This window comes from Frateuria sp. (assembly GCF_035943815.1).
Taxonomy (GTDB): domain Bacteria; phylum Pseudomonadota; class Gammaproteobacteria; order Xanthomonadales; family Rhodanobacteraceae; genus Frateuria_A.
Genome location: NZ_DASZBU010000014.1, coordinates 42,190 through 67,729 on the forward strand (window position 1 = coordinate 42,190; position 25,540 = coordinate 67,729).

General features: G+C 70.1%; 26 protein-coding genes and 2 pseudogenes. 20 read left to right on the forward strand and 8 right to left on the reverse strand.

Annotation, left to right across the window (positions count from 1 at the left end; all coding sequences use genetic code 11):
- Window positions 1-72: 72 nt before the first annotated feature.
- The 4 genes from VGU65_RS09545 to VGU65_RS09560 all read right to left on the reverse strand — a co-directional run bounded on the left by VGU65_RS09545 (window position 73) and on the right by VGU65_RS09560 (window position 3,982).
- On the reverse strand, window positions 73-642 hold the full coding sequence (locus tag VGU65_RS09545; RefSeq protein ID WP_327475113.1) for an ECF-type sigma factor: 570 nt from the start codon (window positions 640-642) through the stop codon (window positions 73-75).
- 115 nt (window positions 643-757) lie between these two features.
- Window positions 758-2,014, reverse strand: a complete 1,257-nt coding sequence (locus VGU65_RS09550) for a heme biosynthesis HemY N-terminal domain-containing protein (protein ID WP_327475115.1) — start codon at window positions 2,012-2,014, stop codon at window positions 758-760.
- Window positions 2,011-3,117: a uroporphyrinogen-III C-methyltransferase gene (locus tag VGU65_RS09555; RefSeq protein WP_327475117.1), complete on the reverse strand. Its 1,107-nt coding sequence runs from the start codon at window positions 3,115-3,117 to the stop codon at window positions 2,011-2,013. The genes VGU65_RS09550 and VGU65_RS09555 overlap by 4 nt, the downstream gene beginning before the upstream one ends.
- Window positions 3,118-3,226: 109 nt before the next feature.
- Entirely contained in the window at window positions 3,227-3,982 is a 756-nt protein-coding gene (locus VGU65_RS09560) for a uroporphyrinogen-III synthase (RefSeq protein ID WP_327475119.1), read from the reverse strand.
- Between the two features lie 76 nt (window positions 3,983-4,058).
- Between VGU65_RS09560 and VGU65_RS09565 the strand changes: the two genes are divergently transcribed.
- The 3 genes from VGU65_RS09565 to VGU65_RS09575 all read left to right on the forward strand — a co-directional run bounded on the left by VGU65_RS09565 (window position 4,059) and on the right by VGU65_RS09575 (window position 5,538).
- Window positions 4,059-4,523, forward strand: coding sequence for a YiiD C-terminal domain-containing protein (locus tag VGU65_RS09565; RefSeq protein WP_327475121.1), 465 nt, complete (start codon window positions 4,059-4,061; stop codon window positions 4,521-4,523).
- A 36-nt stretch (window positions 4,524-4,559) separates the two neighbouring features.
- Entirely contained in the window at window positions 4,560-4,973 is a 414-nt protein-coding gene (locus VGU65_RS09570) for a hypothetical protein (RefSeq protein ID WP_327475123.1), read from the forward strand.
- A gap of 121 nt (window positions 4,974-5,094) precedes the next feature.
- Window positions 5,095-5,538, forward strand: coding sequence for a rhodanese-like domain-containing protein (locus VGU65_RS09575; RefSeq protein ID WP_327475125.1), 444 nt, complete (start codon window positions 5,095-5,097; stop codon window positions 5,536-5,538).
- A gap of 13 nt (window positions 5,539-5,551) precedes the next feature.
- Here the strand turns inward: VGU65_RS09575 and VGU65_RS09580 are convergent, their stop codons facing one another.
- Window positions 5,552-6,607: a 2Fe-2S iron-sulfur cluster-binding protein gene (locus tag VGU65_RS09580; RefSeq protein ID WP_327475127.1), complete on the reverse strand. Its 1,056-nt coding sequence runs from the start codon at window positions 6,605-6,607 to the stop codon at window positions 5,552-5,554.
- Between the two features lie 65 nt (window positions 6,608-6,672).
- Between VGU65_RS09580 and VGU65_RS09585 the strand changes: the two genes are divergently transcribed.
- The 12 genes from VGU65_RS09585 (at window position 6,673) to VGU65_RS09640 (ending at window position 18,024) form a co-directional block, all read left to right on the forward strand.
- Window positions 6,673-7,110, forward strand: a complete 438-nt coding sequence (locus VGU65_RS09585) for a hotdog fold thioesterase (protein ID WP_327475129.1) — start codon at window positions 6,673-6,675, stop codon at window positions 7,108-7,110.
- Window positions 7,111-7,114: 4 nt separating this feature from the next.
- On the forward strand, window positions 7,115-8,059 hold the full coding sequence (locus tag VGU65_RS09590) for a serine/threonine protein kinase (protein ID WP_327475130.1): 945 nt from the start codon (window positions 7,115-7,117) through the stop codon (window positions 8,057-8,059).
- Window positions 8,060-8,121: 62 nt separating this feature from the next.
- Window positions 8,122-8,556, forward strand: coding sequence for a hypothetical protein (locus tag VGU65_RS09595; RefSeq protein ID WP_327475131.1), 435 nt, complete (start codon window positions 8,122-8,124; stop codon window positions 8,554-8,556).
- 22 nt (window positions 8,557-8,578) lie between these two features.
- Window positions 8,579-9,751, forward strand: a complete 1,173-nt coding sequence (locus VGU65_RS09600; RefSeq protein WP_327475134.1) for a class I SAM-dependent rRNA methyltransferase — start codon at window positions 8,579-8,581, stop codon at window positions 9,749-9,751.
- Between the two features lie 143 nt (window positions 9,752-9,894).
- Window positions 9,895-10,968, forward strand: a complete 1,074-nt coding sequence (locus tag VGU65_RS09605; RefSeq protein WP_327475136.1) for a DNA topoisomerase IB — start codon at window positions 9,895-9,897, stop codon at window positions 10,966-10,968.
- A gap of 44 nt (window positions 10,969-11,012) precedes the next feature.
- Window positions 11,013-12,497 carry a DNA recombination protein RmuC gene (locus VGU65_RS09610; protein WP_327475137.1) on the forward strand — a complete coding sequence of 495 codons (1,485 nt, stop codon included), beginning with the start codon at window positions 11,013-11,015 and terminating at the stop codon, window positions 12,495-12,497.
- A 159-nt stretch (window positions 12,498-12,656) separates the two neighbouring features.
- Entirely contained in the window at window positions 12,657-13,256 is a 600-nt protein-coding gene (gene folE, locus VGU65_RS09615; RefSeq protein ID WP_327475139.1) for a GTP cyclohydrolase I FolE, read from the forward strand.
- 241 nt (window positions 13,257-13,497) lie between these two features.
- Entirely contained in the window at window positions 13,498-13,833 is a 336-nt protein-coding gene (locus VGU65_RS09620) for an EF-hand domain-containing protein (protein WP_327475141.1), read from the forward strand.
- A gap of 176 nt (window positions 13,834-14,009) precedes the next feature.
- Complete coding sequence (locus VGU65_RS09625; protein ID WP_327475142.1) at window positions 14,010-15,317, forward strand: TCR/Tet family MFS transporter; 1,308 nt, start codon at window positions 14,010-14,012, stop codon at window positions 15,315-15,317.
- A 14-nt stretch (window positions 15,318-15,331) separates the two neighbouring features.
- Window positions 15,332-15,844, forward strand: a complete 513-nt coding sequence (locus VGU65_RS09630) for a DUF1993 domain-containing protein (RefSeq protein ID WP_327475144.1) — start codon at window positions 15,332-15,334, stop codon at window positions 15,842-15,844.
- 157 nt (window positions 15,845-16,001) lie between these two features.
- Window positions 16,002-16,214, forward strand: a complete 213-nt coding sequence (locus VGU65_RS09635; RefSeq protein ID WP_327475146.1) for a hypothetical protein — start codon at window positions 16,002-16,004, stop codon at window positions 16,212-16,214.
- A gap of 169 nt (window positions 16,215-16,383) precedes the next feature.
- Window positions 16,384-18,024, forward strand: coding sequence for an NAD(P)/FAD-dependent oxidoreductase (locus VGU65_RS09640; RefSeq protein ID WP_327475148.1), 1,641 nt, complete (start codon window positions 16,384-16,386; stop codon window positions 18,022-18,024).
- Between the two features lie 24 nt (window positions 18,025-18,048).
- On the opposite strand, the gene VGU65_RS15640 is transcribed toward VGU65_RS09640, so the two are convergent.
- From VGU65_RS15640 to VGU65_RS15650, 3 genes and pseudogenes are all read right to left on the reverse strand, one after another.
- Window positions 18,049-18,798, reverse strand: coding sequence for an EAL domain-containing protein (locus VGU65_RS15640; RefSeq protein WP_414655811.1), 750 nt, complete (start codon window positions 18,796-18,798; stop codon window positions 18,049-18,051).
- Between the two features lie 51 nt (window positions 18,799-18,849).
- Window positions 18,850-19,398: pseudogene (locus VGU65_RS15645) on the reverse strand (diguanylate cyclase domain-containing protein); the annotation flags it as partial.
- A gap of 66 nt (window positions 19,399-19,464) precedes the next feature.
- A pseudogene (locus VGU65_RS15650) lies at window positions 19,465-20,994 on the reverse strand (GAF domain-containing protein); the annotation flags it as partial.
- Between the two features lie 189 nt (window positions 20,995-21,183).
- Here VGU65_RS15650 and dinG point away from each other — a divergent pair.
- From dinG to VGU65_RS09670, 5 genes are all read left to right on the forward strand, one after another.
- Window positions 21,184-23,280 (forward strand): ATP-dependent DNA helicase DinG, encoded by a 2,097-nt coding sequence (gene dinG, locus VGU65_RS09650; protein ID WP_327475152.1) that lies wholly within the window; start codon window positions 21,184-21,186, stop codon window positions 23,278-23,280.
- A gap of 144 nt (window positions 23,281-23,424) precedes the next feature.
- Window positions 23,425-23,985 (forward strand): HutD/Ves family protein, encoded by a 561-nt coding sequence (locus VGU65_RS09655; RefSeq protein WP_327475154.1) that lies wholly within the window; start codon window positions 23,425-23,427, stop codon window positions 23,983-23,985.
- A gap of 86 nt (window positions 23,986-24,071) precedes the next feature.
- Window positions 24,072-24,659, forward strand: a complete 588-nt coding sequence (locus VGU65_RS09660; protein ID WP_327475156.1) for an NnrU family protein — start codon at window positions 24,072-24,074, stop codon at window positions 24,657-24,659.
- Between the two features lie 99 nt (window positions 24,660-24,758).
- Complete coding sequence (locus tag VGU65_RS09665; protein WP_327475157.1) at window positions 24,759-24,956, forward strand: hypothetical protein; 198 nt, start codon at window positions 24,759-24,761, stop codon at window positions 24,954-24,956.
- 143 nt (window positions 24,957-25,099) lie between these two features.
- Entirely contained in the window at window positions 25,100-25,498 is a 399-nt protein-coding gene (locus VGU65_RS09670; protein ID WP_414655807.1) for a YchJ family protein, read from the forward strand.
- Window positions 25,499-25,540 lie beyond the last annotated feature (42 nt).

Consider the following 25,540-nt stretch of genomic DNA (forward strand, 5'->3'; position numbering starts at 1 on the left):
ACTCCTCAGGACACTCCTGTCCTCGATGAACACCGGACGCACGCCGATTGCGACCTCGACCGCAGTCGGGCGCTAGGCCATGCGCGCCTTGATGAACGCGCGCGCAAAGCGCCAGTCGCGGTCGATGGTGCGCCGGCACAGCCCGAGCGTTTCACCGACCTGCTCCAGGCTGAGCCCGGCGAAAAAGCGCAGCTCCACCACCCGGGCGGCGCGCGCATCGGCCTGCGCCAGTTCGTCCAGCGCGACATCCAGCGCCAGCGCCTGCTCGGCCGTATCGAGCGCCAGCTTGAGCGACTCGTCGTCCAGCGTGACCCGCTGCCATTGTCCGCCGGCGCACAACCGCAGGCGGTCGCGAGCGCGGTTGATCAGCAGGTGGCGCATGGCGCGCGCGGCATAACTGAAGAACTGCGCCGGGTGCTCGAACTGCAGCCCGTCGCGCTGGCCCATGCGCAGGTAGAGCTCGTGCACCAGCTCGGTAGTGTCGAGGGTGGCGTGGCGGCGCCCGGCCAGTTGTCGGGCGGCCATGGCCTTCAGGCGCGCGTAGACCGTGACGAACAGCGCCTCGGAGGATTGCTCGAGCGGGATCTGCCGGCTGTCGGCCATGGCACGCACACCATCGATGCAGGCCTGCAACGGGGGCATGGTACGCCTGCGCCGGCCGGCCGGCGCAGGATGGGCAAGGCCGGGTTCCCACACGCCGTGGCCTGCGCGAGGCCGGCCTTCCCGGGAAGCGGCCTGGGCGGCCCGGACGGCTGCGCTACTCGCGCAGCCTCGGTACGCCGTGCTGGTCGCGCTCTTCCACCGCCAGCGAGCGCGTGTCCGGATGCGACAGCCGGCTCTCGCGCGGCAACTCGACAGCGGCCTCGCTGCGGGTGAGTGCCAGCGCGTTGCGGTAGCAGCGCTGGGCGAGCGGGATGTCACCCTGGCCGACACAGGTATCGCCCAAGGCTTCCCATGCGCCGGGGCCCGGAGCGATGGCGAGCGAGCGTTCGAGATAGCCGCGCGCCTTGCCCCAGAGTTGCTGGCGCACGCACATGCGGCCGAGCGCGAGCAGCAGGCCCGGGTCGTTGGGGTGGGCGTCGAGCCAGGCTTCGGCGCGGCGCAGGCGAGCGTCGAGGTCGTCGCCACCGAGCGCACCCCAGGTCTGCGCCAGCTGCGAAGACCATTCGCGGCGCAGCGCGGATTCCAGTTCGTCCATCGCCGGCAGCACCAGCCCGAAGGCGGCCGCGCGGCGGGCATAGGCGTCGACCACGGCGCTCGCGCGGCGCTGGCCCTTGCCCAACTGCGACCACAGGGCGTTGAGCGCCTGGCCGTCCGGCGCGGCATCGATCGCGGCGACGAGCACCTGCGCTTCCAGCGCGGCGAAGCGCTGCGTGCCCAGCGCGCCGCTTTTCTGCAGCGGCTCCAGTGCGCTCATGGCGCGGCGCGGGTCGCCGTTGGCGAGCGCGGCCAGCGCCAGTTCGTGCCAGCCGCCGGGCGTCAGGCGGCCGCTGTCGGCCTCCGGCGCAAGCAGTGCGAGCGCTTCAGCCGGCTTGCCGTCTCGGCGCAGCACGCGGGCACGCACCACGCGGGCCGCCTGTGGCGCGGCCTGGCCGGCGCGATTGAGTGCCTCCAGCGCGCGCGCCGGTTCTCCGCGGCGGGACGCCGCTTCGGCCGAAGCCAGCAGGGCCGGGCCACGCAACGCGTCCAGGCGCGCGGCGCGTTCCAGGTCGCGCTCCGCATCGCCGTGGCGGCCTTCCATCAGCGCGACCAGGCCGCTGGCCAGCCGCTGGCGGCTGATGCGCCGGTGCCGCCGCGTCATTGCGCCGAAGGGCCAGCGCAGCAGGCGCCACAGGCCGGTGAAGACGACCCAGGCCAGCAGCACGATCACCAGCGCGACCACCACGGTGGTCTCCACGCGCCAGCCGCGCAGGCGCACCAGCACGTAGCCGGGGTCGTCGGCGACCCAGTGCCAGCCGAACGCGGCGAGCGCCGCGACGATGATCAGCAACAACAGCCAGCGCCACAGCTTCACGGCCGGCGCCCCGTGCTGGCGGCGCGCGCGGGTACGGCGTCGACCGCCTTGAGGGCATGCACCGCGCGCAGGTTGCGCAGTTCGGCCAGCGCGGCGCCCAGCTGGACCGGGGCGGTCGGCTTGAGCGACTGCGCCAGCGCGGCCAGCTGTGCCTGCACGTGCGCGACCGCCGCGTCGGCGGTGTCGAACTGTGCGGCCAGGGCTGCCTGCGCGCGCGCGATCGCCGCATGCGCCGCCTCGACATCGGCCCCCAGCAACGCGGCCTGGGCCTGCGCCAGGTCCAGCGCGGTCAGCTCGCGGGCGAAGCGCGCGTCGGCGACCGCCAGCGGCGCCCCGCTGTCGCGCTGCACGCTGACCACGCTCGCCAGCGCGTGGCGGATGCGCTCCCAGGCTCCGGGACTGGCGCTGGCGGCCGGCATGTCCTGCGGCTTGAGCGGCAGCGTCTGCAGCGCGCCGCGCAACTGCTGCAGGGTATCGACAGCGTTGGTGCGCGGCTGGCTCTGCTCCAGCGCCTCGCGTTCGGCGGCGATGCTCTGGCGCACGCCGGAGAAGGCACCGTCGTTGACCGCCGCCAGCGCCTGATCGGCCAGCCCGTAGGCAGCCGCGGCGCCCTGCGCGTCATGGAACAGCGCGTAGCGTTGCTGACCCATGCGCAGCAGCGTTTCGGTCTCGTCCAGCAGCATGGCGTCGTGGCCGGAGAGGCTCTTTTCCGAAAGCTTGGCGACCGCGTCCTCGAGATTGCGCAGGCGCTCGGACTGGCCGAGCAATTCCTCGCGCAGGCCGCGATTGACCTGCTCGGCATCGCCCAGGCGCTGGCGCAGCAGGGTGCGTTCGTCGCCCATGCCGGCAAGCGTGCTTTCCAGGTGACCGACGCGCTCGTCCAGGCCGTTGAGCGTGCGGCTGTCGCTGGCCGTGCCCTGCGCCTGCTGCCACTGGCGCCAGGCCACGTAGCCGGCCAGCACCAGCGCGAGCATGGCCAGCAGCAGGGCCAGCGCAAGCGCGCCGCCGCGTCGCGGCGCGGGCGCAGGCACGGGGCGGCGGGCGGGCGCGGCGGCCGGAGTCGGCGCGGCGGGACGATCGGCGTCGAGGTCGTCTTGGCTCATGCGCGCCATGCTAGCAGCCCGCATGCGGGGCTTCGCATGGCGGGCGTGAAGCCGGGGCCTCGGCTGCGACGCCCCCGCTCGCGCGGGCATCGGTCGCCCGCGTCGCGGCTCAGCGTGCTGCGGCGAGCAGATCGGCAGGCATCGCCGAAGCCGCGCGGCGGACGCGGCCGAAACCGGCTTCGCGGGCGGCGACTTCCAGGCGTTCGCTGCTGGCGACCGCGACAGTCCTGCACAGGCGCGCCCAGGCTGGCGCCGGCAAGCCCTCGCGCAGGTTCGCCAGCGCCTGCGCGCTGGAGAGCAGTACGCGGGCGCTGATCGGCAGATGGGACACCGCTTCGACATGGCGGCGGTCCAGCCGTGGCGCGGCGCGCCGGTACACCTGCACTTCGCGCAACCGCGCGCCGCCCTCCACCAGCCGCTGCTGCAGCAGGCCGCGCCCGCCCGCCGCGCCGACCAATGCGACGCCACGGCCGCGCAGGTCGCGCAGCGCGGGCAGGTCGAGCAGGCCTTCGCTGTCCTGCCGCCGGGTGGGCGCCTGCACGGCGAGGCCATGCCGGCGCAGCGCGGCGGCCGTGCCCTGCCCGACCGCCAACACCGCCGCACGCGTGCGCAGCGGCGCCAGCGCCGCCGCGAAGCGCACCGCGGCCGGGCTGGTGAACAGCAGCAACGGGTCGGAACGCAGCGCTTCGCGCAATTGCGTGCCTGCAAGCGCTTGGTCTTCGGCCGCGCGCAGCGCCAGCCCGGGCAGCAACAGTGGCACGCCGCCGCGCGCGCGCACCTGGCGCGCGAACGCCGAGACCGTGCCGGCAGGCCGGGTGATCACGATCGTCCGGCCCTTCAGTTCCTCGGTGCGGGCATGCGCCACCGCTTAGGCTCCCTGCGGAAAGAGGCTTCCAGTGTAGCCCGCTACAATGACGGCCTTTCCTTCGACGCCCTGACTCGTGACCGACCCGCAACAGCTCGTCGACGACCTGCTCGACTTCATCCGCACCAAGATTCCGCTCGCCCGCGCGATGGACCTGCGCCTGCACCATTACTCCCGCGACATGCTCGCCCTGGCCGCGCCGCTCGCGCCCAACGTCAACGACAAGGGCTGCGCCTTCGGCGGCAGTCTGGCCAGCCTGATGACGCTGGCCGGCTGGGCGCTGGTGGAACTCCGACTGCAGGAACGTGGCGAGGACTGCGACGTGTTCGTCGGTGGGTCGACCGTGCGCTACCTCGAGCCGGTGTGGAGCGACTTCCAGGCGCAGGCGCAGCCGGCTCAGGATGCCGACTGGAACACGTTCTTCGGTACGCTCGATACGCTCGGCAAGGCACGCATCGAGGTGTTTTGCATGGTGCCGGGCAACGAGCGCCGGGCGGCCGCCACGCTGCAGGCGCGCTTCGTCGCCAAGCGGCGCGCTTGAGGCACAATGAAGCTTCGCCATCCGGGGACCGTGTCCATGCGCCGCTATTTGCTTCCGCTGCTCGCGCTCGCAGCCATGCTGTGCGCCGGCTGCGCCACGGACCAGCGCAACCAGGCACTGATCACCACGCTCAATGCTTACGCAGGCACCCTGCGCTGGGGTGACTTCCAGAGCGCGCTGCAGTTCATCGACCCCAAGGTGCGCGCGACGCACACGCCCACGTCGCTGGACCTGGCGCGCTACCAGCAGGTGCGCGTGACCGGCTACGACGAAGGCGCCGGCCCGGTGCCCGACGGCGAGAACCAGGTGCGCCAGGTGGTGCAGATCGGCCTGGTCAACCTCAACACGCAGGCCGAGCGCACGGTGATCGACCGCCAGACCTGGCGCTACGATCCGGAAAAGAAGCGCTGGTGGCTGACCACCGGCCTGCCGGACATCACGCAGGACTAAGCCTCAAGTTCCCCAACTCCGTCATCGTCGATGACGGGTAACGGCTCCGATGGTCCTTTGCGCCCGCCGCGGCGCTCCCGGATAATCGCCGGTTTGCGCACACTGCCGGGCCCAGCGACCGATGAACGATTTCCTGCACAAGCTGCCGACCTTCGTCGGCAACCACCTGGCGCTGTCGGCGCTGTTCGTGATCATCCTGCTCGCGCTGGTGGCGCTGGAGTTCGGCCGCCTGCTGCGCAAGTACAAGGAGCTGACGCCCGCCGGACTCACCCTGCTGATCAACCGCGAGAGCCCGCTGCTGGTGGACCTGTCCGCCCGCGCCGACTTCGAGAAGATGCACGTGCCCGGCGCGCGTCACGTGCTGCCCAGCCAGTTCGATCCCGAACACAAGGACCTGGCCAAGGCCAAGGACCTGCCGGTGGTGGTCATGGACAAGGACGGCCGCGGCTCGGACAGGGCCGCGCAGCGCCTGGTCAAGGCCGGCTTCACCAAGGTCTATACCCTGGGCGGCGGCGTGCTGGCCTGGCAGCAGGCGCAGTTGCCGCTGGCCAAGGGAAACAAGTAACGGCAGCAGGCAGTTAGCCTTCGATGCCGGCACGGCCGGCGAGGATCTGCGCCAGCACGTCGGGCGCGTAGTCGAACGAATCGAAGTACAGCCGCTCTTCGGGCAGGCCGGCCTCGGTGAACAGGCGCCGGCCGGCATCGACCATCGCCGGCGGGCCGCTCATGTAGACCTCGTGGCCGGACAGGTCCGGCACGTCCTCCAGCACCGCCTCGTGCACCAGGCCGGCGCGCAGGCCGGCGGCCGCGGCCTGTTCCGGATCGGACAGCACCGGATGGAAGGTGAGGTTCGGCGCCTCGCGCGCCCAGCGCTCGGCCAGCGCGCGCAGGTACAGGTCGCCTGCGCTGCGCGCGCCCCAGTACAGCGCGATCGGCCGTCGCGTGCCCAGTGCGAGAAAGTGCTCGACGATCGCCTTGACAGGGGCGAAGCCGGTACCGCCGGCCATGAACACCATCGGCCGCTCCGAATCCTCGCGCGGCACGAAGGTACCCAGCGGTGCCTCGATGTGCAGGCGGTCGCCGATCTTCAGCCCCTCGTACACCCACGAGGTGAAGCCGCCGCCGGCCACGTGGCGCACGTGCAGTTCGATCAGGCCGTCCGCGCGCGGACCGCTGGCGATCGAGAACGGCCGGCGCTTGCCCCCCTCCAGCAGGACGTCCAGGTACTGGCCGGGCAGCCACTTGAGCGGCGCCTCGCCCGGCGCGGGCCGCAGCATCAGGCCGGTGGCGTCCGCCGCCAGGGGGTGCTTGCCGACCACTTCGACGACGAGCCGGCGGCAGGCAATGTCCTCGACCGACGCTACCTCGCGCGCGGCGATCACCAGGTCGCTGGCCGGCACTGCCTGGCACATCAGGATCGCGTGCCCGGCCGCTGCCCGGGCGCCCAGCGCTACCGGCGGGTTGCGCGGATAGTCGCAGCGGCCGGAGATAAGCGTGGCCTTGCAGCTGCCGCACACCCCCGCGCGGCAGGAATACGGCAGCGCGATGCCGGCGCGCTGGGCCGCCTCGAGCACGGTTTCGCCCGGCGCCGCCTCGAAGCGGCGGCCGGATCTGGAGAGGGAGATGGTGAACACCCGCGCATTGTCGCCGCGAGGGCCGTGGACGGACAATGCATGCTTTCCCACGAACGGCTCACCCCATGGCGATCTGGAAGCAGGCACCCGACCTCGAGCGCATCAACGGCTGGAGCCGGAACACGCTGATGCAGGCGCTGGACATCCGCATGACCGCCATCGGCGAGGACTGGCTCGCCGGCACCATGCCGGTGGATGCGCGCACACAGCAGCCGTTCGGCCTGCTGCACGGCGGCGCCTCGGTGGCGCTGGCCGAGACGCTGGGCAGCACCGCCGCGCTGCTGACGCTCGATCCGGAGCAGGAGGTGGCGGTAGGCCTGGACATCAACGCCAACCACGTGCGCGGCGTGCGCGCGGGTGTCGTCACCGGCACGGCCAGGGCGCTGCACCTGGGGCGCTCCACGCAGGTGTGGGAGATCCGCATCGAGAACGAGGAAGGCACGCTGGTGTGCATCTCGCGGCTCACCATGGCGGTGGTGCCAACCAGAGCGGTGGTGCGTTGAGCGCATGAGCGCGACACCCTACGCCAACCTCACCCCCGACCTCGTGCTCGACGCGGTCGGCGCCTGCGGCCTGTGGCCGGACGGCCGGTTGCTCGCGCTCAACAGCTACGAGAACCGGGTCTGGCAGGTCGGCATCGAGGACGCCGCGCCGGTGGTTGCCAAGTTCTACCGGCCCGGCCGCTGGAGCGACGCGGCGATCGCCGAGGAGCACGCCTTCGCGAGCGAGCTGGCCGCGGCCGAGCTTCCGGTGGTCGCGCCGCTCGCCTTCGAGGGGCGCACCCTGCTCGCGCATGCCGGCTACCGCTATGCGGTCTACCCGCGCCACGGCGGGCGGGCGCCCACGCTCGAATCGGCCGAACAGCTGCAGTGGCTCGGCCGCCTGATCGCGCGCCTGCACGCGGTCGGCTCGCGCCAGGCCTTCCGCCACCGCGAGCGCGTCGATCGCGCCACGCTGATCGAACGCCCCGCGCAGGCCGTGCTGGCCTCGCCCCTGCTGCCGGCCAACCTGGCCGATCGTTACCGCGAAGCCGTGCGCCGGCTCGACGCCGCGGTCGCGGCGCGCCTGGACGCCGTCGGTCCGGTACGCGGACTGCGCCTGCACGGCGACTGCCACCCGGGCAACCTGTTGTGGACCGACGCCGGCCCGCATTTCGTCGACCTGGACGACGCGCGCACCGGTCCGGCCGTGCAGGACCTGTGGATGCTCGCCCACGACCCGGCCGCGATGGATGCCTTGCTGGAAGGCTACGGCTCGATGCGCGACTTCGACCCGGCCGAACTCGCCCTGGTGCCCGCCCTGCGTGCGATGCGCCAGGTCCACCACGCGGGCTGGATCGCGCAGCGCTGGGCGGATCCGGCCTTTCCTTCCGCGTTTCCGTTCGCCGCCGAGCCGCGCTGGTGGGAGCAGCACGTGGCCGACCTGCACGAACTTGCCGACGCGCTGGACTGAGCGCAGACGGCGCGCCGCAAAACCGGCACACTCCGCGCCTGCCCAACGCCCGGAACCTTCGAATGCGCAGCTTCCTCTTCCGCCTGATCGGCATCCTAGAAATCGCCGGCGGCCTGTACGGCGCCGCGGGCGCCCTGCATCGCCTGCTGCGCATGGGTTCGACCTACGACACCCTGCACGCGGCGCTCGCGCTGGTCGCCTTCGGCTTCGTGCTGGTCGCGGGCGTGCTGCTGGTCGAGGGCAGCGAACGCGGCGTGGCGTTCTCCCGCGTCGCCCAGCTGCTGCAGCTGCCGCTGATCGCCACGCCGGTCTTCAGCTATGGCCTGCATGCCGGCGCTTTCCTCAACGTCTACACCACGATGCACCTGGCGCGGCCGTGGCTGGAATGGAACTTCGGCACGCAGGGGTTCGCGCTGGCGATCGCCGGGCCCTCGACGGCGCGCTTGGGCGCCAACCTGCTCGCGGTGCTGTCGTGGCTGGTGCTCCGGCTGCGCTGACGCCAGCGGCTATCATGGGCGGATGACCACGCCCGCCGAACTGCCCATCGTCCGCCTCAAGTCCGACCGCGCACCCGGCCATCCGTGGGTATGGTCCGCCCAGGTATACAAGCCGGAAGGCCGGTTGCCGCCGGGCAGCGTGGTGGAGGTGATGGACAGCAAGGACCGCTTCGTCGGCCGCGGTTTCTGGAACGGCCATGCGCGCATTGCGCTGCGCCTGCTCAGCCGCGACCCGGCCGAATCGATCGACGCGGCCTGGATCGCAGCGCGCATCGGCGAAGCGGTGGCGCTGCGCCGCCAACTGCTGCAACTGGACGAGGCCAGCGACGCCTGGCGCGTGGTGCACAGCGAGGGCGACGGCCTCTCCGGTCTGGTGGTCGACCGCTACGCCGACATCCTGGTGGTCGAGTATTTCGCCGCCGGCATGTGGAAGTTCCGCGAGGCGATCCACGCCGCGCTGCTGGAGCACTTCCCGGGCGCGCGGCTGTACTGGTTCGCCGAGAGCCATGTGCAGAAGCAGGAATCCTTCGACTGCCGCAGCCCCGAGCCGCCCGCGCCGGTTGAGGTGCACGAGCACGGCCTGGCCTTTCACGCCGCGCCTGGCTATGGCCACAAGACCGGCTTTTTCGCCGACCAGCGCGAGAACCGCCGCCGCTTCGCTGCGCTCGCCAAAGGTCGGCGCGTGCTCGACCTGTGCTGCAACGCCGGCGGCTTCGCCGTGCACGCGATGGCCGCCGGCGCGCGCGAAGCCACCGGCGTGGACATGGACCCGGGCATCCTTCAGATCGCCCGCGCCAACGCGGCGGCCAACCAGCTGGCGGTGGATTTCCAGCAGGCCGACATCTTCGAGTGGCTGCGCGCGGCGATCGGACGCGGCGAACGCTACGACGCGGTGGTGCTGGATCCGGCCAAGCTCACCCGCGACCGCAACCGCGTCACCGATGCACTGAAGAAATACTTCGCCATGAACCGTCTGGCGCTGGAGGTGATCCCGCCCGGCGGCCTGCTGTTGACCTGCTCCTGCACCGGCCTGGTCGAAGAGGCAGCGTTCCTGGAGATGCTGCGCCGCGTGGCGCTCAACGCCGGCCGCGCGATCCAGGTGCTGGACGTGCGCGGCGCCGGCGCCGACCACCCGTTCCAGGCCGAGGTGCCGGAAGGGCGCTACCTCAAGGCGGTGTTCTGCCGGGTAGAGTAGGCGCCGCTGGCGAGCCTCGCCACGCGAAGGATTCCGGGCCGGCAGCGTTCAACCATCGTGCGGGATGCCCCCGTTGGGGAGACGGCCTGGCGCAAGGCCCGTGCACACGGCCTTGATCGATGCAGCCGCCACACTTCGGGTCGATGAACACCTGCCCCAGTGGAGTCGATCCGGCGCTGCGCGCCGAGGTGCGTGCGGCCGGCCTGGTCTACGTCAGCGACACGCAGCCGGGCATCCGCCGGCTGCGCCGGGGCAAGGGCTTCGGCTATTGCGACGCCGACGGCCGGCCGGTGACCGACCGCGCCGAGCTGGCGCGCATCCGCGCACTGGCCATCCCGCCGGCCTACGAGGGGGTATGGATCTGCGCCCATCCCGACGGCCACCTGCAGGCCACCGGACGCGATGCGCGCGGCCGCAAGCAGTACCGCTACCACCCGGACTGGCACGCGCTGCGCGACCACGGCAAGTTCGATCGCATCCTGGCCTTCGGTGCCGCCCTGCCCAAATTGCGGCGGCGTGCCCGCCAGGATCTGGCGCTCACCGGCCTGCCTCGCGAGAAGGTGCTGGCCTTGCTGGTACGCCTGCTGGACGAAACTCTGATCCGCGTCGGCAACGAGGCCTATGCGCGGGACAACGACAGCTACGGCCTGACCACGCTGCGCTCGCGCCATCTGCGTGTGGTGCGAGGCCGGCTGCGCTTCTGCTTCCGCGGCAAGAGCGGCCAGGAGCAGGAGGTCGAGCTGGACGACAAGCGCCTGGCGCGCATCGTGCGCCGCGTGCAGCAACTGCCGGGCCAACGGCTGTTCCAGTACCTGGACGATACCGGCGAACGCCAACCGATCGACTCGGGCATGGTCAACGACTACCTGCGCGAAGCCTGCGGCGAGGCCTTCAGCGCCAAGGACTTCCGCACCTGGGGCGGCACCGCCCATGCCGCCGGCGTGCTGGCGCGCACGCCGCTGCCCGAATCGGGCGGCGAACGCGCGCGCCGCCACGTGCTGGTCGAAGCGGTCAAGCAGGTGGCCGAGGTGCTGGGCAACACGCCGGCGGTCTGCCGCAAGTCCTACATCCATCCCGAGATATTCGAGGGCTGGCAGGACGGCAGCCTGCATCGCGCGATCAGCCCGGCCTGCGCCGGGCAACCCCGGCAGCTCGAACGGGCCACGCTGCGCTTCCTGCGGCAACGACTCCAACCGAAGCGTCGTCGCGGCGGCTGAGACGGCTGCGCGTAAACTGGACGGGTCATCGAGAGAATTTCCCTATGTCCACCCAAGCCATGCTTGCCTTTCTTGTGGTCGTCGTCTTCCTGCTGCAGCTGGCGTTGTTGCTGCGCGGCCGCAACCCATCGCGTGGGCTCGATCCGGAGATACCCGCTCGCCTTGCCCGCGCCGAAGCCCAAGCAGAACGGATCGGCCCACTCGAGCAGCAATTGAACATGGCGCGCGAGGAGTCTTCCACCAAGCGCGCGGAACTGGCGGCCGCGCTCAGCCGGTGCGTAGCAACGGAACAGGCCCTGGCGACCGCAAACGAACAACTTGCTTCCATCAGTCGCGCAACCGAGGCCTTGGTTGGCGAGCGTAACGCTCTGGCGGAGGCTAACGCCCGCCTCGAACAAGAAGTGAGATCGACGCGACAGCGGGAGGCGGAAACGGACAAGCTTCTCGCAGACGCGAAGGAAGCCATGGCAAAGGAGTTCCGTCTTGCCGCCAGCACGCTCCTGGAAGAAAAAGGCGCCAAGCTCAACGAGCAGCAGAAGAGCATGCTGTCCGACCTGCTTGCGCCTTTCAGCAAGACTTTGGATGACTTCAAAGGCAAGGTTGAGGCCACCCGCGAGGCCGATCTGACGGCCCGTGAAAGCCTGATCGCACAGATCCGCCACCTCACTGAGCTGAACCAGGACATTGGCGCAAAGGCGCAGTCCCTTACCAATGCGCTGCTGGGCGAAAGCAAGACCCGCGGCATTTGGGGCGAGGCCGTGCTTCAGCGCATCCTCGAGCTGGCTGGTCTGCGCGAAGGTGTCGGCTTCCGCACCCAGGCCAGCCACCACGACGAAGACAGCGAGAAGCGGCTGGTTCCTGACGTGGTGCTCGACTTGCCGCAGGAGCGTGCGATCGTGATCGACGCGAAAGTTTCGCTGGTCGCCTATGAGCGGTATGTGTCCGCCAGCGACGAGGAAGCAAAGGCACTGGCGATCAGCGAGCATGCCACCTCGGTGCGGCGCCACATCAACGATCTTTCGAAGAAGAACTACCCTGCGCTTTACCAGCTGAAGAGCGTGGACTTCACGTTGCTGTTCGTGCCGATCGAAAGCGCGCTCATGGCTGCCAGCGAAGCGGACCCCGACCTGGCGCAGTACGCGCTCGAGCGAGGCGTGGCGCTGGTTTCGCCCAATACACTGTTCACCGTGCTGCGCACGGTCGAATACATCTGGCGCGTGGAGAAAACCACCCGCAACATGGAAGAGATCGTCAAGCGCGGCGGACTGATGTACAACGCCGCCGCGCAGTTCGCTGAACACGTTACTTCGATCAGCGACGCGCTGGGCAAGGCTACCCATGCCGTGCAATCGGCCGAGAAAGCGCTCAAGGATCCAAGCCGGGGACTGGTCCGCCAAGCCGAGCGCCTGCGTGAACTGGGCATCAAGCCCAAGCGGGCCATGCCCAAGAGACTTTCGCCGGATGTCGAGGAGGCGGATGCCGCATCCATGGAGCAGATCGGCAGCGACCTGGTCGAAGACGACGCATAGCGGTCGAGACTCCGAGCCCAAGCGGCCTTGCCCTCGGCAACGTCGCCGGGCGAATGCTTTACACACCCGCCAGGTCGGCTGGCTTGACACGCTCGCTACACTGGAAAACCACGACACATAAGTGGCAAGCCACAAATCTCCCGGCCCAAGGCATCCGCGATGAGCGAACCGAGTACCCCCAACGACGTCACCCAGGCCCAGGCCGAGGAAGCCGTGCGCACGCTGCTGCGCTGGGCCGGCGACGACCCCTCCCGCGAGGGACTGCTGGACACGCCGCGGCGCGTGGTCAAGGCCTACCGCGACTGGTTTTCCGGCTACGCCGACGATCCGTCCGAATTCCTAAAGCGCACCTTCAAGGAAGTCGAGGGCTACGACGAGATGGTGGTGCTGCGCGACATCGAGTTCGAAAGCCACTGCGAGCACCATATGGCGCCGATCATCGGCCGCGCCCACGTGGGCTACCTGCCGACCAACCGCGTGGTCGGCATCAGCAAGCTCGCCCGCGTGGTGGAGGGCTACGCGCGCCGTTTCCAGGTGCAGGAGAAGCTCACCGCGCAGATCGCGCACTGCATCCAGGAACACCTCAAGCCGGTCGGCGTGGCGGTGGTGGTCGACGCCAGCCACGAGTGCATGACCACGCGCGGCGTGCACAAGCGCGGCGTGTCGATGGTCACCAGCCAGATGCTGGGCGCGTTCCGCGACGACGCGCGTACGCGCGCGGAGTTCCTGCAGTTCATCGGCATCCACGGCGCACGCTGAGGTTTTCCCACCGTCGGCCGACAACGCAGGACGTCTTGCGACCATCGGTTTCGTGTCGATCGGCGTCGCGTTGCGCGAGACCGATCGACACGACGCCGATGCGCTGATCCGCCGGGCCGACCGCACCCTCTACGAAGCCAAGTAGGCCGGGCGCAATCGCATCGCCGCTCCGCTTTGCACGGCCTGAGCGCGCTGCCGCAGGCGCTTGCCATCGCCGACGGACGGCTGCTCCAATGCGCCGATGCGACGCCTGCTCCCACTTTTCGCCCTGCTCTGTGCGCACGCCCGGGCGCAGGACTACCCGGCCTCCGCCGCCGACTACCTGGCACGCTTTGACCGCAATGGCGACGGGCGCATCAGCGAACAGGAATACGTGGACTATCTCAGCGCCGGCTTCGCCGCGATGGACGCCAACGGCGATGGCGTGCTCGAGGCGGACGAGCTGCCGCCCGGCCCGCGCCGCACGCCGCGCACGCTGGCCGACTTCCAGGCCGACCTGCGCGCGCAGTTCCACCGGCTGGACCGCAACCACGACGGTTTCCTGAGCGCGCGGGAGCTGGCCCAGCCGCCGCGCTGAGGAGTGGTTGAAACCGAACCGCTGACGCCAGTTGCGCGCCACATCCGCAGGGAAGGATCCGGGAGCGGGTGTTGCCGCCTGCGGCGAGGGATAGGCAACGGGCTATTGCCTGGGCCGCAGCAATGCCGGCGCGCCTTTGCGCTATCGTGCGCGCTTCACCGGCCCGACCCGCGCGCATGGACTCGACCCACACCGCCCTGAGCGACACGCGCCGCCGCGCCGCGGTGGCCTTCATCTTCGTCACCGTATTCCTGGACATCCTGGCCTTCGGCATCGTCATTCCGGTGCTGCCGCACCTGATCGAGCAACTGGCCGGCGGCGGCATCGCGAAGGCCGCGTGGTGGGTGGGGGTGTTCTCGACCGTGTTCGCGGTCGTGCAGTTCGCGTTTTCGCCCGTGCAGGGTGCGCTGTCGGACCGCTTCGGACGCCGGCCGGTGATCCTGATCTCCAACCTGGGGCTGGCGATCGACTTCGTGGTGCTCGCGCTCGCGCCCACGCTGTGGCTGCTGTTCGTCAGCCGCACGTTGCTGGGCATGACAGCGGCGAGCTTCACCACCGCCAACGCCTATATCGCCGACATTACGCCGAAGGAGAAGCGCGCGGCGGCCTACGGCGTGTTGGGCGGCGCCTTCGGGCTGGGTTTCATCATGGGGCCGGGACTGGGCGGCTTCCTCGGCGACATCTCGCTGCGGCTGCCGTTCTGGGTCGCCGCGGGGCTGGCGGCGTGCAACTTCCTGTACGGCTTCTTCATCCTGCCTGAGTCGCTGCCGAAAGAACGGCGCACGCCGCGCTTCGAACTGCACAGCGCCCATCCGCTGGGCTCGCTCAAGCTGCTGCGGCGCTACCCGCAGGTGCTCGGGCTGGGTGTGGTGATGTTCCTGGTGTACCTGGCGCACTACGTGCTGCAGACCACCTTCGTGCTGTACGCGGACTACCGCTACGGCTGGGGTCCGCAGGCGGTCGGCTTCGTGCTGATGCTGGTGGGCGCCTGCGACGGTTCGGTGCAGGCCTTCCTCACGGGTAGGCTGACGCCGCGCTTCGGCGAACGGCGCGTGCTGCTGGCGGGCATGCTGTTCGGCATCGGCGCATTCCTGTTGATGGGCGTGGCGAGCCAGGGCTGGCTGTTCCTGGTCGGCATTCCGCTGATGGCGCTGTGGAGTCTGGCCGGTCCGCCGATCCAGGCGATCATGACGCACCAGGTCGATCCATCCGAACAGGGGCGGCTGCAGGGGGCGATCACCAGCCTGGGCAGCTTCGCCGGCATCTTCGGCCCGTATCTGTTCGCGCAGGTGTTCGCCTTCTCGATCGCGCCCGGCTCGCCGGTGCACCTGCCCGGCCTGGCCTTCGTGCTGTCCGCGCTGCTGCTGGCCGTCGGCGCCGTCATCGCCGCGCGCGTGACCTCGCATACCGCACCCTTGGCAAGCGCGCCGCCAGACCCCACCGTGGGACCTTCGAGCGCGCTGCCGCACGACCCTACCCACTGACGCTGGAGTTCTCCATGACGCTTTCGATGTACCAGGCTTCCGTACCCGTGTTCGAGCGCGCGCTGTCCAACCTCCTCCATGTGCTCAAGAAAGGCGAGGCGCACGCCAAGGCCAAGGGCGTGACCGACGAAGTGCTGCTGGGCACCCGCCTGATCCCGGACATGCTGCCGCTGACCAAGCAGGTGCAGATCGCCTGCGACATGGCCGCGCGCGGCACTGCCCGTCTCGCCGGCGTGGAACCGGCCTCGTTCGAGGACAACGAGACCACGCTGGAGCAGCTCTACGCCCGCATCGAAAAAGTCATCGCCTATATCAAGGGCTTCGAGCCCGCGCAGATCGACGGTAGCGAAACGCGCGCCATCGAGCTGAAGATGCGCAGCGGCGAGCTGAAGTTCACCGGGCAGGAGTACCTGCTCACCTTCATCGTCCCGAACCTGTATTTCCACTGCACCACCACCTACGTGATCCTGCGCGAGGCCGGCGCGGACCTGGGCAAGACCGACTTCATCGCCGGCGCCCAGCAGTAAGGTCCGAGCGGGCGCGGCGGCCTGCCGCCGCGCCCGGCTGAACCTTGGCGGCACGCCGATCCGCCGCATGTTGCGAAACGTGATGGGCTTCACGCTGGCCGGCGGCCACTGGCCCGCCTTCTGCTTGCTCCTGCGCGAGCCCCACTCGAGCAGACCCATGGAAAACTTCGTCGAATGCATCATCGCCGGCGGCCCGCAGCACGGGCTGGTCTATCGGCGCCCGCTGGATACCGCCCGTCCCACGCCGCTGGCCGTGGTCACCGATGACGGTGAGCTGTGCACGCCGGCCGCGCGCAAGTACGGCTCGCGCGTCGTGCTGCTGCACCCGCGGGCCACCGGCGCGCAGTTCCTGACCATTCTTGCCGCCTGAGGCCGATGCGGCATGGACTGGAATGCGCCGGCGTTGAGCACCTGAGGGCAAGGCCTGTCCCGATGCGTCACCCGCCGGCTCGCCTTGTCCAGGCCCGCCCCTCGCACGGACAATACGCAGCCTGGCGCGACGGACCGATCCCGGTCCCGGCCACCAACCTGCCGGCTCCATGCTGCGACTGACCGACCTCAAGCTTCCGCTAGACCATCCGCCCGAAGCGCTGGACCGCGCCATCCGCGAGCGGCTGTGCATTCCCGCGGAGGCGTTGCGCGGCTACAGCGTGTTCCGCCGCGGCTACGACGCGCGCAAGCGCGGTGCGATCGCGCTGATCTACACGCTGGACGTGGAAGTGGCGGACGAGGCGGCGGTGCTCGCGCGCTTCGCCGACGATCGCCACGTGCAGCCCACGCCCGACACGAGCTACCACCCGGTCGCGCAGGCGCCCGTCCGGTACGCACACCGCCCGCTCGTGGTCGGCTTCGGCCCGTGCGGCATCTTCGCCGCGCTGATCCTGGCCGAGCTGGGCCTGGCGCCGATCGTGCTCGACCGCGGCAAGGCAGTGCGCGAGCGCACCAAGGACACCTGGGACCTGTGGCGCAAGCGCAACCTGCATCCGGAGTCGAACGTGCAGTTCGGCGAGGGCGGTGCCGGCACCTTTTCCGACGGCAAGCTGCACAGCCAGATCTCCGACCCGCACCATCACGGCCGCAAGGTGCTGACCGAGTTCGTCAAGGCCGGCGCGCCGGAGGAGATCCTCTACGTCAGCAAGCCGCACATCGGCACTTTCCGTCTGGTGACGATGGTGGAGAACATGCGCGCCACGATCCAGGCGCTGGGTGGCGAGATCCGCTTCGACCAGCGGGTGGACGACCTGCTGGTCGAGACCGGCGCCGACGGCGCGCGCCACGTGCGCGGCGTTCGGCTGGCCGACGGCGAGGAACTGCGCTCGGATCATATGGTGCTGGCCGTGGGCCACAGCGCGCGCGATACCTTCGAGATGCTGCACGCACGCGGCGTCCACCTGGAGGCCAAGCCATTTTCGATCGGCTTCCGCATCGAGCATCCGCAATCGGTGATCGACCGCGCCCGCTTCGGCTCGCAGGCCGGGCACCCGGTCCTGGGCGCGGCCGACTACAAGCTGGTCCACCACGGCAACAAGGCCGGCCAGAGCGGGCGGTCGGTGTACAGCTTCTGCATGTGCCCCGGCGGCACGGTGGTGGCCGCCACCTCCGAGCCGGGCCGCGTGGTCACCAACGGCATGAGCCAGTACTCCCGCAACGAACGCAACGCCAACGCGGCGATCGTCTGCGGCATCACGCCGGAGGACTTCGCGCCCTACGGCGAGGGGCCGCTGGCCGGCATCGCGCTGCAGCGGCACTGGGAGTCGCATGCCTTCGCCATGGGCGGCGGCGACTACAGCGCGCCGGGCCAGCGCGTGGGTGACTTCCTCGCCGGTCGTCCCTCGAAGGCCTTCGGCGAAGTGCTGCCTTCGTACAAGCCTGGCGTGCACCTGGCCGACCTCTCCAGCGCATTGCCGGACTACGCCATCGGCGCGATCCGCGAGGCGCTGCCGATGTTCGACCGGCAGATCCGCGGCTTCGCCATGCACGATGCAATGCTGACCGGCGTGGAGACGCGCACGTCTTCTCCGGTGCGCATCCGGCGCAACGAGGGCGACTATCAGAGCCTCAACACGCGCGGGCTGTTTCCCGCGGGCGAAGGCGCGGGGTATGCGGGCGGGATCCTTTCCGCTGCGGTGGACGGGATCCGCGTGGCGGAGGCGGTCGCGCGGGATATCGTCGGGCAGTAGCGCGCGCTGCGGCCGTGCCGGGAACTACACCTCGTTCCGCAACCATTGCCCGATCGGCGCCGGGCGACCCAGCAGATAGCCCTGCCCCAGCTCGCAGCCCATGTCCAGCAGCGCCTGGCGCTGGGCCGGCGTCTCGATGCCTTCGGCGATCACCTGGATGTTGAGCGCGCGGGCCAGCGCCAGAATCGCGGCCACGACGGTGGTCGCGGTGCTGTGCTCGTCCTCGCCCAGCGCATGCACGAATGCGCGGTCGATCTTGAGCATGCGCAGCGGCAGCGAGTGCAGGTAGCTCAGCGACGAGTAGCCGGTGCCGAAATCGTCCAGCGCGGCGCCCACGCCGATCGCCCGCAGGCGTTCGAGCATCGTGCGCACCTGTTCGGGGTTGTCCAGCAGGGAGCCCTCGGTGACCTCCACGATAAGCCGCCAGGGCGGCAGCTTCATGCGCTCGAGCAGGCGCACCAGGCGGACGTCGAAATCGCCGTGGCGCAGGTGCAGCGCCGAGACGTTGAAGGTCAGGAAGGTATCGGTGTCCGAAAGCCGCAGGAAGCGCTCGCAGCTGCGCTCGAACAGCCGCCAATCGATGGTCTCGATGTGCCCGCTGTCCTGCGCCACCTTGAGGAAGTCGGCCGGCCCGAGCACGCCCAGCACCGGATGGTTCCAGCGCAGCAGCGCCTCGTAGCCCACCACCCTGTTGTCGTCGAGCCGGCAGAACGGCTGCAGGTAGGGCTCGAACTCGTCGCGCTGCAGGGCCTGGCGCAGTTCGCCTTCCATCATCAGCACGTCGACCGCGTTCTTGGCCAGCGTCTCGTCGAACAGTTCGTAGCGGTTGCGGCCCTGCTCCTTGGCTCGATAGAGCGCGATGTCGGCGTCGCGCAGCAGTTCGTCGGCGGTCTGATAGGTGTTGTCGCCAACGGCGATACCCATGCTGGCCGATGGCGCCAGCTCGCGGCCGGCGACCTGCATCGGCACGCTGAGCGCATCGAGCACGCGCTGGGCGACCGCCACCGCAGCCGCCGGCACCTCCACGTTCTCCAGCAGGATCGCGAATTCGTCGCCGGACAGCCGCGCCACCACGTCCGGCTCGCGCATGCAGATTTGCAGGCGGTGTGCGATCTCCTTGAGGAAGGCGTCGCCGGCGAGATGTCCGAGGCTGTCGTTGATCACCTTGAAGCGGTCCACGTCCAGGTACAGCAACGCGCAACGCCGGCCGGGCTCGTGCTGCAGGATCGCGAGTGCGCGCTCGAGGCGCTCGCGCAGGAAGCCGCGGTTGGGCAACCCGGTGAGCGCATCGTGCATCACCTCGTGCTTGAGCTGGTCCTGGACGCGCTCGCGTTCGGCGATCTCCTGGCGCAGCTCGAAGGTGCGCTCCTGCACGCGCAGCTCCAGCTCCGCATAGGCGCGCTGCAGCGACGCCGCCGCGCGGCGACGATGAATGCTGTTGGCGATTTGCAACGCGGCGAAGGTGAGCAGCTCCTGATCGGCCTGGTCGTAATCGACCGAGGGCGTATAGCTCTGCACCGCGACCAGGCCGATCGCCTCCTCCGCGACCCGCAGCGGCACCCCGAGCCAACACACGGCCGGCCGGCCGACACGCTGCAGGTCCACCTCGCCCTGGCGGGCCAGCGCGAGCGTGTCATCCTGGAAGGCCAGCAGCGGCCGGCCGGTGCGCAACACGTATTCGGAGAGGCCGCGGCCGAGCGCGCGCTCCTCCGCCTTGCGCACGCCGGCGTCGACGTAATAGGGGAACACCAGCCGCTGGCGGTCATCCGAGAGCAGCGCGATGAAGAAGTTGTCCGCGTTGATCAACTCGTTGACCACCGCATGGGTGCGCTCGTAGAACTCGTTCTTGTCGATGTCGGCGGTGGCCAGCTGCGCCAGGTGGAACAGCGCCGCCTGCAGACGCTCGGCGCGCTGGCGTTCCAGCACCTCCTGCTGCAGGCCGCGGTTGGCCGCCGCCAGTTCCTGCGTGCGGAGGCGCACGCGCCCTTCCAGTTCGGCCTTGCTCTGCTTGCGTTCGAGCGCGGTCAGCACGTGGCTGCCGACGAACTCCAGCAGGGCGCGGTCCTCCTCGGAAAAGCCGATACCGGGACGGTAGCTCTGCACCACCAGCGCGCCATGCACCTGGCCGTCGCGCAGCATGGGCACGCCCAGCCAGTCGACGCTGTCCGGCCCGGACGGCGAGAACGTGCCGGTGACCTTGCGGCTGATCTCTTCCAGGCTGCCCATCAGCGCCTTGCCACCGGTGAGCAGGTGCCAGGTGAGCGAATTGCGCAGGCTAGCCAGCGGCACGTCGTGACTGGTATCGGGTGCGTCGGTGTCCTCCACGTCGACGTAGTAGAGGAAGCGCATGGTGCCGTGCTGGGGGTCGCTGCGTACGATGAAGAAGTTCTCGGCGTACATCAGCGAGCTGATGATGCCGTGGATGCCGCGCAACATCTCCGGCATGTCCAGTTCGGAACCGGCCAGGTCGGCGATGGCGAACAGGGCGCGCTGCAGCGCCTCGGAGCGCGCCAGCTGCTTGTGCGAGTCCTGCAGGTCGGTCAGTTGCAGCACTCGTTGCAGGTGCTGGCTGGCCAGTTCGAGGAACGGTTCCAGCGATGCCATCAGCGGTTCGGCCTTCTGACCCTCCTTGAGCGCCAGCAGCAGCATTGCGCGCTGTTGCGGCAGCAGGCGGATCGCCAGGTGGCAGCCGATGGTCACGAAGGGAGCGGTGGATGCCTCCAGCATCGTGCGTGCGTGCGCTACCTGCTCGGTATCGGGAGGGGGGCCGCTCGCGCTGCAAGCAAACGGCATGCCCGAGCCGATCCAGGTGACGGCCGCGTCGGCGCAACCCTGCGCGCGCGCGAAGGCCGCGATGGTCGCGCCCACCGTCACCGGCGTGGCGGCGGCGACCAGTCGCCTGAGCCAGGCCAGCTGCCCGGTTTCCGCCGCTGGCGACGGCGTGTCGCGTGAAACGTTCATGCGAGCCATCCTCGCCGGTTCGGTGGCCCGGACCCGCAGGCATGCGGGTCCAAGCCATGCCCCCTTATGCAACTACTGTAATGTCCTCGCGCGCAAGTCATCATCGGCTATCACCGGATCGGCCGCCACGACCATATCTTGAGCCGTGTCTCGAGCTTGCGAGGGGCGCTGCAGCACGCGCCCGGCTAGAATCGGGCGATGCTCACCGACCCCACCAAGGACGCGATCCGCGCCGCCTACGCGCGCCTGAAGGAAGGCTTGCCCGGCTTCCGCCCACGCGCCGCGCAGGGGCGGATGATCGCCGAGGTGGCCAAGGCGCTGGCCAGCGAGGGCGGCGCCGCGGCGATCGAGGCGCCGACCGGCACCGGCAAGTCGATGGCCTACCTGATCGCGGGCATGGAAGTGGCCCGCGCACAGAAGAAGAAGCTGCTGATCGCCACCGCCACCGTGGCGCTGCAGGAGCAATTGGTCGAGCGCGACATCCCGCTGTACCTGAAACTTGTCGGGTACCAGGCCAAGGTCGCGCTGGCCAAGGGCCGCGGCCGCTACCTGTGCCCGCGCAACCTGGCGATGGCCCGCCAGAGCATGGGCGCCGAGGCCAGCCAGCTGGGCCTGGGTTTCGATGCCGACCTCGCGCTGTGGTCCAAGCCACCGGCCGAGCGCGACAAGCAGGCGCTGTCCAAGCTCGCCGGCGCCTTCGAGCGCGGCGAGTGGAGCGGCGACATGGATGCCGCGCCCGAGCCGGTCGGCGACGTGCTTCGCCCGATGCTGACCACCAGCGCCGGCGGCTGCACCTCTCGCAAGTGCATCCACTTCATGAACTGCCCGTTCTTCGCCGCGCGCCGCGCGGTAGCCGACGCCGAGCTGATCGTCGCCAACCAGGACCTGGTGCTGGCCGACCTCACCATGCCCGGCGAGGACGAGGGCTGGGGCGGCGTGATCCTGCCCAAGCCGGCCGAGACGCTGTACGTGTTCGACGAGGCGCATCACGTGCCGGCCAAGGCGATCGACCGCGGCGCCGCCGAGGTGTACATGGGCGCCAGCGTGCGCCAGCTGAGCCGCCTGGCGCGCCAGGTGCACGCGGCCTATTCGCTCACCGACAAGGAGTCGCTGGGCAAGCTGACTCTCGATGCGGGCGACACCAAGCTGCAGGAGTTGAGCGACGGCCTGGAGGAATTGGAAAAGGCGATCCGCCTGGCCTGGCTGCCCGACCCGGGCGAGAACGAGCCGATGTACCGCGGCTCGCTCGGCCAGCTGCCGGAAGACTGGGTGATGCAGGCACAGGCGCTGCATGCGCAGACTGCCGAGATCCAGCGCTGGCTCACCGCCGTGCGCCGCGCCGTGGTCGAGATGACCGACGGCGGCCCGACCCAGGAGGCGCTGGCGCGCGAGCTCGGCATGGCACTGGAGCGGCTGGACCGGCAGGAACGCACCTGGCGCGCATGGTCCGACGAGGATGCCGAGCATGCGCCGCCGCTGGCACGCTGGGTCACCCTGGCCGGCGACCAGCAACTGGTCTGCCATGCCTCGTCCGTCTCCGCCGGGGGCCTGCTGCGCCACGTGCTGTGGAACAACGCCAGCGGCGTGGTGCTGACCTCGGCCACGCTGAGCGCCGGCGGCAACTTCCGCGGCTACGCCGATGCGGTGGGCCTGCCGGACCAGGCGGTCACGCTGAGCCTGCCCTCGCCGTTCGATCTCGCGCGCCAGGCGCGGCTGGAAGTCCCCGCTCTCGATGCGCTGCCCGACGCGCGCGAGGAGCACGCCCAGGCGATCTGCGACTGGCTGGCCGGGCACCTGGACTGGGGCGCCGGCAACCTGGTGCTGTTCACCTCGCGAGCCAAGCTCGACCGGGTGCTGCAGCGCCTGCCGATCGACAAGGTGCGCAAGGTGCGCGCGCAGGGCTCGTTGGGCAAGGCGCAACTGATCGCCGAACACGTCGCTGACATCGAAGCCGGCAAGGGCAGCACGCTGTTCGGCCTGGCCAGCTTCGGCGAGGGCCTGGACCTGCCCGGCAAGTTGTGCGAGACGGTGGTGATCACCCAGCTCCCGTTCGCCGTGCCGACCGATCCGGTCGGCGCCACCTATGCCGAGTGGCTGGAATCGCGCGGGCGCAATCCGTTCCTGGAAGTGAGCATTCCGGAGGCCACGCGCCTGCTGACCCAGTACTGCGGCCGCCTGATCCGCAGCGAGGCCGACCGTGGGCGCATCGTGCTGCTGGACCGCCGCGTGGTCACCAAGCGCTACGGCGCCGGCATGCTGCGCGCGCTGCCGCCGTTCGAGCGGGTGATCACCTGAGGCCACCGGCTCGCACGCGGGGAAGACTCGCCGCCGCGCAGCCTCGTGAGAGGCCTTCCCCCGCTTGCCGGGAGAAGAATCGACTGCGCTCATGGGTAATCGAAATCACCCCTACAATCCCGCCGCTCCCGCCAGCAAACCACCATGCCGATCCTGCACCTGCACGACTGCCCCGCCCAGCCCTGGAAGAATGGCCTGGGCCGCACGCGCGAGCTCGCCGTCGAGCCGCCGGGGGCCGGCATGGAGGATTTCCTCTGGCGCGCCAGCATCGCGGAGGTGGACAGCGCCGCGCCGTTCTCCGCCTTTCCCGGCGTCGACCGCAGCATCGTGCTGCTCGAAGGGGAGGGCTTCCGCATGCAACTGGATGACGGGCGCGGCCACGACCTGACCGAGCCATTCGCGCCCTTCGATTTCCGTGGCGAGGCGAAGGTGACCGTGGCGCTGGCCGGCGGCCCCACCCGCGACTTCAACCTGATGACGCGACGCGGTCGCGCGCGCGGCCGGCTCACGGTGTGGCGCACGCCGGCGGATGCGACGATCCACCCGGACACGGTGCTGGTCTACCTCGCCCGCGGCACGCTCGTGCTGGATGGCCGCACGCTGCAGGAAGGCGACATCTGGCGGCGGCAGAACGAGACCCCCTCGCGCATCCTGCTGGCGCCGCAGGGCGTGGCGCTCGCCGTGCAGGTGCACCGCCTGGACTGAAAGCACGCCAGCGGCCAAGCGAGCCCGTCACACGGGCCCGCCGCCTGCATCCTATGATCGGCCGCGGGCCCTCACGGAGAAACGCGATGCAGATCCTGATCTTCGGCCTGTTCGCCTTCTGCGGCGTGCACCTTGTGCGCCTGCTCGCGCCGCGCTGGCGCGAGCGGCAGATCGCGCATTTCGGCGAGAGGCCGTGGAAGGGACTGTTCGCGCTGGTCGCACTGGCCGGCCTGGTGATGATCTGCTGGGGCTTCGGGCTGGCCCGGCAGCTGCCGCTGGTGCTGTATGCGCCGCCGGCCTCGCTGCGCCACCTCACCGCGCTGTTCACGCTGGTGGCCTTCGTACTGGTGGCGGCCGCGTACGTGCCGCGCAACCACATCAAGGCCGCGCTGGGGCAACCAATGCTGTTGGGTGTGGTGGTGTGGGCCTCCGGGCACCTGTTGTCCAACGGCATGCTGCACGACGCGGTGCTGTTCGGTGCCTTCCTGTCCTGGGCACTGCTGATGGCCCTCGCCCTGCAGCAACGCGACCGACTGGCCGGCGTGCGTGCTGCACCGGGCACGCTGCGCGGCGATGGGATCGCGCTGGTGGTCGGCACCGTCGCCTGGGCGGTGTTCGCGTTCTGGCTGCACGGCTGGCTGATCGGCGTCGATCCGATGGCAGGCATGCACTAGCGAGCCTTCGAAAGGCAATACGCGGGTGCCGGGAGGCATCTACGCGATGCCCCCGTGGCGCGCTAGAGTCGCAGCATTTCCACTGCCCGAGGAATGGTCATGGTCGGTTTCCTGCTCTGGCTTCTGCTGCTCGTGTTCTGCTGGCCGCTCGCGCTGCTGGCCTTGGTGCTCTACCCGATCGTGTGGCTGGCCTCGCTGCCGTTCCGGCTGGTCGGCATCACGCTGCACGCCGTGTTCGCCTTCCTCGCCGCATTGCTGTTGCTTCCGGCGCGCGTGCTGCGCGGCCGCCCCGCCTGAGCATGCCTTGGCATGGTGCGGACCCGCACTTGAGGCAGGGTTGAGCGGCACGTGTGCCGCCTGGGCCGAGTGCACGCGCATTTGCAATTTTTTCGCGACGCGGCAGGATGGGCTTGCTGTCTTGCTGCGGACTTCCTTACCACGTGCGCGCCGTCGACACCCTCACGCCCTGCCCTTGCGGCAATGCCAGCGGTTACGCGCGCTGCTGCGGTCCGCTGCATGAAGGCAGGCCCGCCTCCTCGGCCGAGGCGTTGATGCGCTCGCGCTACAGCGCCTACGTGCTCAAGCGCGAGGATTACCTGCTAGCCACCTGGCATCCGAGCACGCGGCCGGCTCACCTGAAACTGGCCACGCAACAACCGGCGCCGAGCTGGCTGGGACTATCGGTCAAGCGCCACGAGGACGGCGCTACCGAGTCGGTAGTGGAGTTCGTCGCTCGCTTGCGCTACGGCGGCGGGCGCGCGCAGCGGCTGCACGAGGTCAGCCGCTTCCGGCGCGATGACGGGCGCTGGTACTACCTCGACGGCGAGATTCTCACCTAGCGGCCACTGCAGCCTGCCCACGCCGGCTGCCCGGCACACCCG